The 14,350-nt window shown below is 39.3% G+C and carries 5 protein-coding genes and 1 pseudogene; all 6 read right to left on the bottom strand.

The features are described from left to right. Positions 1 to 5: 5 nt before the first annotated feature. Positions 6 to 3,407 carry an SbcC/MukB-like Walker B domain-containing protein gene (locus RGB74_RS12205; protein ID WP_310759577.1) on the bottom strand — a complete coding sequence of 1,134 codons (3,402 nt, stop codon included), beginning with the start codon at positions 3,405 to 3,407 and terminating at the stop codon, positions 6 to 8. Further along, positions 3,404 to 4,584 (bottom strand): annotated as a pseudogene (locus RGB74_RS12210) (exonuclease SbcCD subunit D). The gene RGB74_RS12205 and the pseudogene RGB74_RS12210 overlap by 4 nt, the downstream one beginning before the upstream one ends. A gap of 11 nt (positions 4,585 to 4,595) precedes the next feature. After that, positions 4,596 to 8,342, bottom strand: a complete 3,747-nt coding sequence (gene addA / locus RGB74_RS12215) for a helicase-exonuclease AddAB subunit AddA (protein ID WP_310759578.1) — start codon at positions 8,340 to 8,342, stop codon at positions 4,596 to 4,598. After that, positions 8,339 to 11,842, bottom strand: coding sequence for a helicase-exonuclease AddAB subunit AddB (gene addB, locus RGB74_RS12220; protein ID WP_310759579.1), 3,504 nt, complete (start codon positions 11,840 to 11,842; stop codon positions 8,339 to 8,341). Before addB ends, addA begins: the two co-directional genes overlap by 4 nt. Before the next feature lie 278 nt (positions 11,843 to 12,120). After that, on the bottom strand, positions 12,121 to 13,179 hold the full coding sequence (locus RGB74_RS12225; RefSeq protein ID WP_310759580.1) for a GGDEF domain-containing protein: 1,059 nt from the start codon (positions 13,177 to 13,179) through the stop codon (positions 12,121 to 12,123). A 117-nt stretch (positions 13,180 to 13,296) separates the two neighbouring features. Then, a complete protein-coding gene (locus tag RGB74_RS12230) occupies positions 13,297 to 14,232 on the bottom strand; it encodes a GGDEF domain-containing protein (RefSeq protein ID WP_310759581.1) in 936 nt (311 codons plus the stop codon). Between the last annotated feature and the right edge of the window lie 118 nt (positions 14,233 to 14,350).

A 14,350-nucleotide genomic window follows, 5' to 3' on the forward strand; every position in this document is an offset into this window, starting at 1 on the left:
TCGTTTTAAACCTGATCCAGCCGTACTCTCGTTCCTTTACCGGAATGTTCAGCTGGTTCGACGATTAATCTTTTGGTTAATCGTGCTTTTAGTTCAGGAACATGCGAGATCACGCCGATTGCAAAATTCTCCATCTGCACTTTTTCCAGTGCGGTAACTACGGTATCGAGCAATCCTTGATCAAGTGTTCCGAACCCTTCATCTAAGAAGAAGAATTGCAGCGGATACTTTCCTCTTAGCTGAATTTGTGCAGAAAGTGATAGTGCAAGTGCCAATGAAGTCAGGAAAGTCTCTCCTCCAGAAAGAGAACTAACCGGACGCTTTATTCCACCGTTCGCATCATCACGAATGACAAATCCAGAATTAGAATCTACTTCAATAGCGTACCGCCCTCGTGTAAGCTTTGACAAACGGCTGGAAGCATCGCGAGTAACATGAATCAGCTGCTCTTCGGCCATAAATTCAACAAAAGTATTTCCCCTGAACACAGTCTGAAGCTTCCCGATTTGTTCAAGTAGTGTCGAAACTTTTGACTTCTCACCATCGAGTTCATTAAAGCGAGAATGATTTCTTTCGATCGTTATCCACTGTTGTCTAGATTGGCCTACCGCTTCTCGTGACTCATCGGTTTCTGACTTTGATTTTCTTAATTGTTCTTTTGCAGCTGTTAATTGTTCCTCAGTCAAACGTTCAGGAGGAAGCTTTTCTTTTAAAGTCTCAATTGATGTACGCACAGCTTTACATTGGTCATCATAGTGATTTAAGGTCTTTTCCCAAGACTGTTGTTCTTCTTCTGTCGTAAAACAACTTTCATATTCTTCAAAGGAGGAAAACATAGACTTTTCCAATTGTACTTTCCATTCATCTTCTGCTTTAGTTTTTCTTTTTTGCACATCTTCAAAACGCTGCAAAATGGAATGGTATTCCTTGTCACATTCTAAAAACTGTACACGAGCTTTTTTATAACCCTCCTCTGCGATTTTAAAATGGTTCTGCAGTTCATTAAGCTTTTCTTCCACCATTATTAATTGTTCTTGTGCACTCTTATTTCCAATCCGTTTTTGAAGTTTTTCCTGAAGAATTTCAATATCTTTTTGCAGTAGCTTTTGCTTATTTAAAGATGTATTCAATTCCAGTTCAAGCTTTCCTTTTTCACCTTTAGCTTTATCAATTTTATCTGTTTGTTCTTCTAAAAATCCGACAGCTACTTCGAGACTTTTTTGAATCTCAGCTTGACGGTCTTCTCTTCGTTGGAATTCTTGCCACATTTCAATAAGCTGTTTTCGATCGAATGGAATATTAGCTTCATCCCACTCTTTTTGAACTTGTTCCGTTTTTATATGAATGTCCGAAAGATTACCTCTTAGCTTCTGCAGCAAGTTTTCCGAACTCTCTTGTTCAAACACAATTCGTTCCAGCTTTTTTTGAAGTTCATCCATATGTTGGTGTGTAGATTCAAATCTTTCATCCATTGTGAGTCTGTCTTGTAAAATTCCCTTTACACGAGCGGAATGTCTGTTCACATTCTCTTTATCATAACGTGATGTCGATTCAACCGTTTCTAATGTCAATGTTTCTCTGGCTGCTGCAATTTCAAAATTGGATGAACCTATTCTGTTCCAGATTTTTTCTGAAACTTTTTCAAGCGATTCACGAATATGGTTAAGATTATGATTCAAACTTTTTAGTGATTCTTTTGCCGATTCCAGCTCTTCAATATTCTCCTGTTGTTCTTCTGCTTTTTCAGATTCCTTTATAGGAGATGGATGGATTTTTGATCCACATACTGCACATGGCTCATTATCTTTTAATTGTGAAGAAAGCTGAGCTGCCAGATGTTTAACACGGTTATTTTCTTGGACGGATTTAGCCGAATTCAACTCATTCTGCAGTGAAGTCGTAAGCTGTTCATTTTCTCGAATTAATTCACACGTATTTCCGTATAACCGTTCCACTTCATTGGACATACCTTTCCACATTTCCATACATTCAGATAAATGGTTTTGAAGTTCATTTTTGGATTGCATAATGGTATGGGCACTTTTCTCAGTCTCATCCAATTCGCTTTGAAGTTTATTTTCTTCTTTTTCTGTATTTTGAAATTGCTGAAATAACAATAAAGCTTGCTGAAACATTGTTCTATCTTTTTGGGAAATTTCAATGGACGACAGTTCTGTTTTTAGCTTTGATTGTTTCTCTTTACCTTTTTGAAGCATTTGCTCTGCATCTGATTCAATTTTTTTACCTTGTTCAAAATCATTTAACAATTGATTATGTCTTTGTTCTTCTTGTTTTAAGGAAAGCTGTTTTTCTTTAAGCTCTTTTTCCCATTCAAATGCATCTTTTAAGCCACTTCTTTTTTCAAAAAGAAGAGGTTCTTGCTTGTTTTTTTCTGTCTTACTAGACTCATATTCTTTTTCCGATTCTTCAAATGATTGTTTTAACTTTTTGGTAAGCATTTGAAGTTCATCTTTTTCTTTGCAAAGCTTTTGTTCAGTAAGAATTGAGTCTTGCCATTCTTTTGCATAAGGATATATTCGATCCGCATAAATAGCCTGCTTTAGACGGTGTTTGAGCTGTACCATCTCAGGTTTTTGCTGGTCTAGTTCAACTTGAGCTTTTAACAGTTTTTCATTTTCAGTCTGAACTTCCCAATAGGATTTTAAAGTTGTGAAAACCTCTTCTTCATTCTTCATTCGTTCAGAAACTAATTTAAGTTTTTGTTCGTTTTCTTTAAGAACTTTAACCGCTTCATTCAACGCTTCACTAGATGCATCACCAAGTCCAGCTTGCTCGGCATTGATTTCGTTAAGTCTGTTTTTCTGTTCATCCGATCTTCTTTTTAGCTTTTGGTTAAGTACATCACCATACTTTTCAAGCTGAAAAAGACGCTGAAGCATTTGACGTCTGTCAGCGCCTTTCAGTGAAAGAAATTCGGCAAACTTTCCTTGAGGAAGAACTACCGCTCGAGTAAAATCTTCAATTGTAAGCCCAATCAGCTCTTGAACAAGACGGGTTACATCTCTTTCTTTATCTGCATGTACAACGGAATCATTACCGTTTACTTCAAATAGTCTGGAAGTACTTGTCCGAATGGTGTGCTCGCCTGACCTTTTGTAAGAACGTTCAACAGTGTAATGTTTTTCCGCAGCTCCTTGACCAATTTGAAATGTAAAAGAAACGGAAAGCTTATCTTCCGCTTGGTTCAATATTCCGTGTGTTCCGCTAGCTGCTCGTTCTACTTTACCGTATAAAGCAAGCGTCACTGCATCGAGAATGGTTGATTTACCGCTTCCAGTCGGTCCAAAAATACCAAACACTCCACCTGAACATAATTCACTGAATGGGATGGTTTGAGCCTCTCGGAAACTTTGCAATCCTGATACGGTTAGTGAAACAGGTCTCATATGGCGCTCTCTGCCTCCGTATCTTCTTCCCCAACGAGATCTAAGAAAAGGGATATTAATGCTTCATCTGGCTGTGCTCCGCCTGTTTGGCGTTTATAAAAAGAGGTGAATAGTTCATCTATCGGCATTTTATTTGCCGAAACAGCAGCTTGTTCAATACTATTTTCAATGAATACTGGTTTGATATGAATGATTCCTTCATGGGCTTTTCTAAGCCTTTGAATTTCTTCCATCGATAGGGAATCTTGTACATGGATAGAAAGGTCAATCCAGCAGTTTCGGTGCATGCCGTCCTCAATTCCTTGCAAAACTTCCTGTATCCCGTTTTTTGCTTCCCAAGTCACGAGTGGTTTTCCGCTCTTAAGATGAATTTCTTCCAATTGAGCCTGGCAATTCGGTTCCACATCAATGATGAAAACCGATTTCGTTTGTCCGCTCTCTGAAAAGCTATAAGACAAAGGCGAGCCGGAATATCTTGCATCAGTTTTTGCCCGCTTTACCACTTGCGGTCTATGAAGATGACCGAGTGCTACGTATTGAGCCGCAGCCGGCAGACTTTCTGCTGCAACTGTGTAAGCTCCACCGATGTGAACAGGACGCTCTGAGTCACTCTCCTTGCTTCCGGCCACATATAAATGACTCATTGCAATGTGTACATTTCCAGGCTGGAACTTTTTTGTCATCTCTTTAAAATAAGAGTCTACCCAAAGGTCATACTTGTTTCGAACATCAAGCTCTTCAGCTGATTCACTGAGCAGCATCTTTAACCTGGATTCAGAAGGATACGGCAGTGCCGCGATCTCCAGTATCTCTCCTGTACGTTCTATAGGCACCTTGCATAGCTCTAATGAGGGCAGACCGACTAACGTAATACCAAGTTCTTTTGATAGCGGAAATGAAGCCGCAAGCCTGTCTGGCTGATCATGATTTCCTGCTATCGCAATAAATGGACATGTCCCTTTGCGGCTTATTTTAGCAAGCGTTTCGTAAAACATCTGCTCGGCTGCGGCAGGGGGATTTACTGTATCAAACACATCCCCTGCCATCAAGACAGCATCAATTTTCTCCCGTATGACGATATCTGTTAATTCGTCTAAAAAAGCTTGCTGTTCTTCCAACCGGCTGCGTCCCTCCAGGACCGTCCTAAATGCCAGTCAGCTGTATGAAGCAATCGCATCAGAAAACCTCCTATTTAACTTGTAAAATATGTCCGCCATCAAAAAAGTACAGATAGCTTTCTTTTACAGGCTTCTTTAAAATCCGTTCAATCGCCTTTGCATATAAAGTAAGCTGCACTTCATAACGATCAAGCAGCACTTGTTTTGCACCTATGAATCCGTTAGTAAATCGATTTGTAATTTTGTCTGTTTTATAATCAACTAATATAAAACCATCGTCTTCTTCAACTAAACAATCTATCACACCTTGAACGAGTATGTGCTCATCTTCCTCCCCGCTCCATCCTGTCTTTGTTTCTGACAAAGGAAGTGCCAGACTGAAAGGGATCTCTCGATGAATGTTTCCAATCTCGATGATTCTTCTTCCTAATGGACCTTCTATGAAAGCTTTAATTTGCGGAAGTTGAATGTAACGAGCTTGTTCTTCAGTTAAGAGTTCTTTTGCAGTCATTGCCGCAAGTTGTTCTTCCAAATCTTCTAATGATATAGATGAGTTGAAATCAATGTGCTGCATAACCATGTGCATCGCTGTCCCTGCTTCTGCTGCATTCAGCTGTGCTTCCTGCATAAATCTCGGACGTTCGTGGATGACAGGCTGTGCCACTTTTACCAAGTCGGTACCGCTGTATTCATCATGGCTTTGAAACTGCTTTTTTATCTCGGTAACAGATTGCTTAGATCGGGTAACAGACGACTGTGAATATTCATATCTCCACTCTAGGCGCTGTATGATTTTTTCATTAGCTTCACTCGTTAATCCAACTGTTTCACCTTTTTGCAGCGTCGTTATCAGCTCTTGCTGATCTTGTTTTTGTTCAATATTCAGTTCCTCATAATCACTAGCTGGGAGAATCGTAATTTTCCAGTCTGCCTGATCGATGAACACTTCCCCACGGCCCTGTTCACTAGATTGTAAATGAGCCAATATCGGCGCTGCATTTTTATGACGGATAACGGCTGGTCCAATCCAATCAAGATAACTCATTACTTGGGTACGCTCAAAATCAGGTAACAGCCAGCTTTCCTCATAAAGGGAATCACTCCATTTGTCTGCTGATTTCTCAATATCATTCACTGTTCCAATTAGATACAATTTCTCTTTTGCACGCGTCAGCGCCACATAGAGAACTCGCATCTCTTCTGCTATGAGTTCCATCTTCTTGCGCCCTGTAATTGCAAGCTTCGGAAGTGTCGGGTACATCACACGGTATTGCGGATTGATATATTGCGTTCCGAGACCAAGCTCTTTATGAAGCAGCACCTTTTCTTTTAGATCCCGTGTATTGAACTGTTTATTCAAGCCTCCTACGAACACAATCGGAAACTCCAGCCCTTTACTTTTATGAATCGTCATGATCCTAACTACATCTTCTTGCTCACCAAGTGCTCTAGCGGCCCCTAAATCTTTTCCACGTTCCTGCATTCTTTCAATAAAACGAAGAAAGCGGAAAAGTCCGCGGAAAGATGTACTCTCATACATTTTAGCCCGGTCGTACAACGCTCTTAAATTAGCTTGTCTTTGCTTTCCTCCGGGAAGGCCGCCGACATAGTCAAAATAGCCTGTTTCTCTATAAATATCCCAGATCAAGTCTGCGAGTGAGCCTTGTCTGGCCTGATTCCTCCATGTATCCAGCTTTTCTAAAAAGAACGAAACCTTTTCACGAATAGCAGGATCACTTCCGCTCTTACTGTACTGCTCGGCAGCTCCAAGGTAGTTATCCTTTTTTTGGATAAGGCGTACAATAGCAAGCTCTTCTCCAGACATGCCAACTAGTGGTGAACGGAGAACGGAAGCCAAGGGAATATCCTGCAGCGGATTATCGATCACTTTTAAAAGAGACATCATAACATGAATTTCGGTTGCATCGAAATATCCAGTAGATAATTCAGCATAAGCAGGAATTCCTTGTTGTTTAAACTCTTCCAAAATAACAGGAGCCCAAGCTGATGTTGCACGAAAAAGCATAACGATATCTTTATATTTTGCAGGACGCATCGATTTTGTATATTTATCAAAAACAAGGTGTGGAGGTTCACCATTTGCACCAATAATTTCTTTAATCTTTTCAGCGATTACTCTTGCTTCAAGCTGAACGGTTTCAAGCTCAGACTTTTCCATTTCACCTGTATCCAAACCTTCTTCATCAACTGCCGGCTCGCTTTTATTTATTAAAATTAATTCTGGCTCATTGTTTTCGAACTCAGGATAATAAGATGCGCCTAGCTTAAGTTCAGCATCTTCACTATATTCGATCTCTCCAACTGTCTCATTCATAATCTGTCTGAACAGATAATTAGTAGCGTGAAGCACACTTTCACGGCTTCTGAAGTTTTTAGCGAGATCAATTCTGAGACCTGCTCCACCTTCTTTTGTAAACTGCTTATATTTTGATAAAAAAAGCAGTGGTTCAGCTAACCGAAAGCGATAGATCGACTGTTTTACATCACCCACCATGAACATGTTGCCTTGATCTTCATCTTTTGCTACAAGCCGTACGATTGATTCTTGTACAAAGTTTGTATCTTGGTATTCATCAACTAAAACTTCAACAAAACGTTCACGGTACTCATTTGCAGCATCTGATGGTACTGGATGATCCATTGTTGATCCTTCACCTTTTAATACATGCAGGCAATAGTGCTCCAGATCTCCGAAATCAACGAGTGACTTTTCTCGTTTTGCTTGTGAATATCGTCGGCCGAATTCCTTTACTAAAGAGGTTAATTCAAGAACAATCGGAGCCATTTCTTCAATATGGGTGACATATGATTCTGGATGGCGTTCAAAGTACTCTTCTTTCATCGTACTTAGACGTTTCTTAATGGTATCCCTCATACCTTTTACTTTTTCTTTTAGAATTTCATCAACTTCTTGTCCTCGCACTGCTTTTAACTTTGCTGGTTCAAAGTTTTGAAAGATTTCGTATAAAGAATTCCAGCTGTTCTTAGCCTGATTTAATTCGTTCAGGAACTGCAAGTCTTCTTGTAACGCAGAAACATATGCCGCCGGACCACCTGGGGATTCGGCAAGCTCATTTGCACGGATTGTCATTGCTTTAAGACCTTCAATCTGCAATCCAATGTCCAAGAGAAGCTCTTTTGTCCAAGGCAGATCATCGATTGATAAATGACTCACATTATAGTTTTGAGCCATTTGATCAAGCCAGCTCTCAGGATCTGGGTGGCTTCTTGCAAAATCATAGAGTGACAGCACAAGCTTTTGCAGATCGATGTCATTTCGGTCGGAACTATAGGCGTCCACTACTTGATAAAAAGCGTGATCTTCCCCCTTGCTGTATTCTTCTTCAAACAAATCCTCGATCACTTCTTGGCGAATCAGTTCTGCTTCTGTTTCCTCTGACACACGAAAACCGGGGTCCAGATCCGTTTCGTAATAATGTTTTCGAAGTACTTCAATACAGAACGAATGGAGAGTTGAGATTGAAGCTTTATTGAGTAAATTCAGCTGTCTTCTCAAATGCAGCGAAGAAGGATGCAGTGACAGTTCTTTATCGATCGCTTCACCAATTCTCTTTCTCATTTCTGCAGCTGCTGCATTTGTAAACGTTACGATAAGCAGTCTGTCAACATCAGCAGATTGTTCCCGAATCATCGTAATTATTCGTTCAACAAGGACAGCCGTCTTTCCGGATCCAGCGGCAGCAGCTACGAGAATATTTTCACCTCTTGCTTGAATCGCCTGCCATTGTTCATCTGTCCAGGTAGAACCTTCAGGTTTAGGAATTAACGTTTTCAAATTAAGTCCCCTCCTTCCTGCATCATTTTCTCTAAAATAATTTCATCTTTTTCTGATCTTAGCTGACGATACTGATTTTCATCGAGTGTCTGATCAAACTGACAGACAGGTTTATAAGAACAATACGTACAAGGCGTTTTTTTACTCATCTCATATGGCGATATATCAATGATTCCATTCGTAATTCCTGCACCGCTGTCCACTGCTTTCTTGCGCACATGGTTACGCATAGTTTGAAAATGCGGGCTAGTTGCAACAGAAGACTGTGTTTTGTGAAATCCTTTTGCCGTCAGAGCAACTGGAACGATATTTGAACGTTTCTCCATTGTGCTATCCATCAGGTTTACCGCTTCTTCATCTGCTAGCACAAGACCCTTCATTTTGAACTTTTTCAAAATTTCCTGCTCAATCTCTTCGACAGATAATAACTTCTTCTTATTCAGCAATGGATTATGAACATGAAAATAAAGCACACCTGCCGGTATCGATTCTTTACCAAGCCACTTTTCTGAATGAGTAACTGCTACATCAAGATACGTAAGCATTTGCAGCGCAATTCCATGATAAAGCTCAGATAAACTCAATCCAGTAGAGCTGGATTTATAATCGATAATACGCATTAATAACCCATTAGAACTTTCTGCTGTATCGACCCTATCAATACGGCCGACAACTTCCATGGTTGTACCGTTTGGAAGTTTGTACATGAGAGGCGGCAATGTCCCGCCTGTCCCAAACGCAAGTTCCAGTCCGGCCGGCGTAAAACCGCTTGCTTTTGCATGCTCACTCAGCACATGAGAAGCTTTCCCGACCACTTCTTTCAATTTCTTTTTTATATAAAGGTGCCGATTCGAACTCAGTAAGATTTCATGCTGAAGCTGTGGAGCCAATAATTCTACAATATCTCCAGCCATACGGTAACAATCCCCTTTTGAGAGATCGCTCCAAGACACTCTTCTCTGCTGCAATGCATCGTTCATCTGCTTTAACGCAGCATGAAAAAGCTGTCCGATATCGGGAGCTTCGAGCTTGTACATCTGCCGCTCCTTCAATTTCAATCCATACGATGCAAATTGAGAAAACGGACAAGACTGAAAAAGTTCCATGCGCGAAATACTTGTTAGGATTGTTTCACCGTACAGTTCTCTGGAAACTTCTTCGCTTAATTTCGCTTCTCGGTTTAAATAAAACAAACTGGATATCGTTTTTGCAGCATAATGGCCATATTTATGATTAGTTATGGACCAATTGTACACATCCCACCATATCGGCGAAATCGGATATCCCCTTTTCCATTCGCGAAGCTGAACGCTTAGGCAGGATATACTTTTTAAAGGATGTTGAATAAAGTCCATACTTCCTTCTATAGATGGTTCATTTTGATACAGCTCTTCATTTAATGCCGGAAAAAGGTCTTGAAGACGCCCAATAACCATTGAGGGCTGCAGGGTTTTCCCTTCTTCATCGGCAAGAGCATACGACACATATAGACGGTCACTGGCATTTGTTAAAGCCAAATAAATCATAAACTGTTCATCAAGCAATTTACGGCGTGATGAAGGTGCAAGTTCGACACCATTTTTGGAAAGAGCATCTCGTTCATCTTCAGATAATAGACCGTCATCTTTTGGTTTTGCAGGAATAACACCATCGTTAACACCTAAAATAAAATTCACTTTTACATCAGTAAATCGGGATCGTTCGATTGTTCCTGCAAGAACTTGATCCAGTGATGGAGGAACTAATGCAAATTTCATGCTTTCTAGCCCTGTATCCAGCATCTGCGTCCAAGTTTCTTTTGAAAGTTCTTCTTTTCCGGTTAGTTCAACCATCTCATCTAATAGGTTCAGCACAGCATTCCACACTTGACCGTGCTCTCTTGCTGCCCGAAGTTTCCCGTCAGATTCGGATCTGAATCTCATTTTTTCAAGTTTTAAAGGGATGCTGAGCTCCTCTAGAAATGTATAAAGCGCACTGCAATAATCTTTAATCGTCTTACTTGAAGACAGTCTCCTAGACAAGCGTTTTAATGGTGAAACAATCATTTCACGCAAATCATTGAATAGTTGTTCTTTCTCATCATCGCGTGTAGTTTTACCAAAATCTTCGGCTTCAAACCCTCTGAATCTCTTATATTGCCATGGTTTAGAGTCTGTCCATCTACTTCCTTGTATACCAAGAGCAAGTACATAGTTTTCTAGTTCGTCCATACCTCTTCTGATCTCTGTTGTCGTTTTGCTGATCTCATCAGCCGGGTATAGCAATTCTGTTTTGACCGCTCGGAAAACTGCCTCATACCTCCAATTTTTCAGCACAATATCTAAGGAAGAACGAATCAATTCGATCAGCGGATGATGAAGCATCGATTTTTTCTGATCTAAAAATACAGGAATGTCATAATCGGCAAAAACGGTTTCGATCAATGGCTGGTAGCTTCCTGAGTTACGGACAGTTACGGCGATATCACGATATCTGTATCCATGATCACGAACCAGCTCAATAATCTTCCGTGCTGCTCCTTCTACTTCTAATCTTAAATTAACCGCTGCTCCAATATGTATTCCTGATGAATCTGGAAAAGTCATTGCAGGTCTTGTATCATAATGTTTTTCAATATGTGAAATAGCATGCGATCTGAATTTCGGAGTTTCATAGCGTAAAACCGGCTCCATCAATTCCACACCAAGTTCTTGTGCTTTTTGTGATAATACTTGCCTAGTTCTTATCGTCATATAAAACACATCTAATTCATGAGGTTCAGACCCATTTTCTTGTGATGGATCTACAGTAAGTGCAATGGTTACTTTTTTCGCATGCTGCATCAATGCTGCTGTTACTTCTAGCTCCTGAGGTGTAAACGAGTGAAAACCGTCTATATAAATTTCACAGTTCTTGATCATTTCTGAATAAGCGATTTTTTCCTGCAGCAATCTCAAGTAATCTTCTGAATCTAAATATTGTTCAGCCAGCGCCTTTTCCAGCGCACTTGAAATTACGCTCAAATCGGATAATTTATCTTTCAGTACCTTCTTATTGTTTTCTTTCTGACCAAGACTTAAAAGCGTTTCTGCATTATAAGTTAAATGCTCTGAAGATACACAATATCGCTTCAGCTCTGTCATCATCATTTCTAGTAATTCATAAAAACCATTCTGCTCTGATGCTTTCTTAAAGATCTTAAGTTCTTCTTTTTTGTTCTCAATAATCTTTCTGAGCATCATCCGTACTCCAGAACTTGTGATGTGAAGCCGCGTCATACCCCCTGTTTCACCAAGAATACGCCAGGCTAGCCTTGAGAAACTATAGACTTGGGCTCTCATCATTCCGTTCAAACCTGGTGTACCTGCAAGTTTGTATTCTGATTGAAATGTCATCTGATCTGGTACTAAATAAATAATAGGACTTCCAGATGGATCATCTGCCAACTTTTGTTGGATGTCCTGAAAGACAGAGTGGGACTTTCCGCTGCCGGATCGCCCCAAAATAAATTGCAAACTCATATTTTCATCCCCTGTTCCGTACACAATTTCTGTTTTTATTATCTCATAATCTCTTATGAGAACAAAGGTTAGCATTCTCAAAAACAAGTAAATAAAGCTGGAATTTAAAGGATATCTCTTAATAAAAAGCTCGGTTTAATATTGTTTTAGCTCTTTTCTTAAAGATTATTGTTTTTTAATAAGATTTGGTTAAACTATCCTTTGATAAGAAGACTGGAGCGGAAATCAACATCGCCATCTCTAATAACAATAAAAAAAAAAGAAAACCCACTGTTATTTCAGCTGATTTCCTTTTTATGATCTACTTTGAATGTATTTCTTCCCGATGTTTTCGCATCGTAAAGAAGTGTATCCGCTCTTTTAATGAGATTTGCTGGCTTTTCGCCAGGATGATGGACGGCGATACCATAGCTTAATGTTACAGGCAGAACCCCTTGGTTTAATCTGTAGGGGTATTTTTTTAAATGGTCATTCACTTGTTCGATCGATCTCTTAACTGCCGATTCTTTATCTGTATGTATGATCCAGGCAAATTCTTCTCCCCCATAACGGTATGCAGTTCCTTCTTTCATTGGTAAATACCGTGTGAAGACAGAAGAAACAAGCTTCAGCACTTCGTCACCAACAACATGTCCATGAACATCGTTCACTTTTTTAAAATGATCAATATCACAAAAAACAAGTGTAAAGGAAGATTCATGTTTTGTTTTTTCTAATACATCTTCTTGAAATTTACGATGATTGAAAAGACCGGTTAAATAATCTTGAACAGACTGAAGCTGATACATGTTTTTCTCAAAAAAGTTCTGTCGTTCCTTCGAAGCTAATACCCCGCCATATAAAGCAATCAGCCACAAAAAAGTACTGTTAATAAAGAAATTAAAAAAGGTTTTTGTTTCTAAATATCCTGCATCATACAAGAATAGGGATACGAATCCTGTAAATATGGCGGCAGCTAAAACGATAGAACCTTTTAGTCTCCAGTAAATCGCAGCATGGATTACAATCAAATAACCTACTGGAATAAACGGACTTTCTGAATTTCCGGTAAGGAGCAGCAGCCACGAGTATACGATAAAATCAAAAACAATACCTCCACGCGTAAATATCCGATAGTAATAGGATTTCTCATGAAAGCGCCATAGAACAAACTGAGTAGCTCCCATATAAGCAATTCCTATTGTTAAAAGTAAAGGAAATGTCTCTTTATTAAAGTTCAATACGCTCGCAATCGGATTGTAATAAAATAAGGGTACGCAAACGATTACAAAAAACCACCGTAAAAGTGACGAGATTGTCTCTGAACGATGATCTGTTATTACAAATAAGTCTCTCATTACTGCCATCTTCTTTCGTATTTATGTTCCTAATTCTAGAAATTATAGCATATGGGCATACTTCCCTGATAAGACTTTTCTTTACATATTAGTAAAACGGTTCATTTGGCACGGGAATTATGTCTTGATTTCCCGTTTATTGCTATACATTCGTTCATCAGCTAGTTGAAGATAATAGTCAATATTTTCATATGCATCATTTAAGAGCTCTATAGCACCATAGGCGAGCGAAATGTCTTTATTCCAATTCATAAGCTGGTTCTCCATTTTTTCGACGAGAAGATACGAATCTTCTTCATTTAAACCTGGCAGTAAGAATACGAACTCATCGCCTCCAAATCTAAAGCCAGACGAAAGCTTTAGCCGTTTAGCCAATTCAGCAATTTGCTGCAGAAGTTCATCTCCGGCATGATGACCGTAAACATCGTTAATATGTTTGAAGTTATTAATGTCAAACATAACAAGCGTGATTGGCATTTTAATCTTCTTAGCATTTTTAATTTCACTTTCCAGACAATCATAAAAATAACGGCGATTATACAGATTCGTTAAAGGATCCCTGATACTGATCTCTTTTAAATCTTTAAATTGCTGTGAAGAAAATCCGCTCAAAAAGCCTGTTATCGAACGATGAGCCGCATGGTTCCATCGGTCAAGCATGATAAGCTGAATGTAAATATCTTCACTTTTAGTGACTTTCTTCATCTCTTGCAGTACGGCTTCTCTTATACTTGTTGAGAAACAAGCGAGAGAACGGTGCGGAATACGCTGATGCTTCAAAAAATGAATACCTGAGCGAAACGCTTTTTCCTCAGCTTGTTTCAAGAAGTCTTGAAAACGATGTTCTTTCAAAAACACAGCATGTACAATTCCGCGTAAAAATTTTTCCAGCACCCGCTCATATTGTTCAACAAAGCTGCTAAGAAAAGTATTAAAATCTTCATATAAATGCAGCTCTTTTTTATGTATATCAATCATAGATGGGATGGATTTTATAAATCTTTTATACAAATCTTTTTTGAGTGCGCGCAGGTCTAGTTGGCTTTCTTCCATATTAGCAACCCTCAAATCTTCAATAATTTACATACAAAGAGCCATCCCCCTTAAGAATTAAAGGGAAATGGCTCTTAATGCTTGATAAACTTGGAATCTCGTCTTGTTTTGTCCTTCC

The organism is Bacillus sp. NEB1478 (genome assembly GCF_031582965.1).
Taxonomy (GTDB): Bacteria; Bacillota; Bacilli; order Bacillales; family Fictibacillaceae; genus Fictibacillus.

Excerpts from the sequence above, each read along its gene's own strand:
- RGB74_RS12205 (WP_310759577.1), bottom strand. The coding sequence starts at position 3,407 with ATGAGACCTGTTTCACTAACCGTATCAGGATTGCAAAGTTTCCGAGAG.
- addB (WP_310759579.1), bottom strand. The coding sequence starts at position 11,842 with ATGAGTTTGCAATTTATTTTGGGGCGATCCGGCAGCGGAAAGTCCCAC.
- RGB74_RS12225 (WP_310759580.1), bottom strand. The coding sequence starts at position 13,179 with ATGAGAGACTTATTTGTAATAACAGATCATCGTTCAGAGACAATCTCG.
- RGB74_RS12230 (WP_310759581.1), bottom strand. The coding sequence starts at position 14,232 with ATGGAAGAAAGCCAACTAGACCTGCGCGCACTCAAAAAAGATTTGTAT.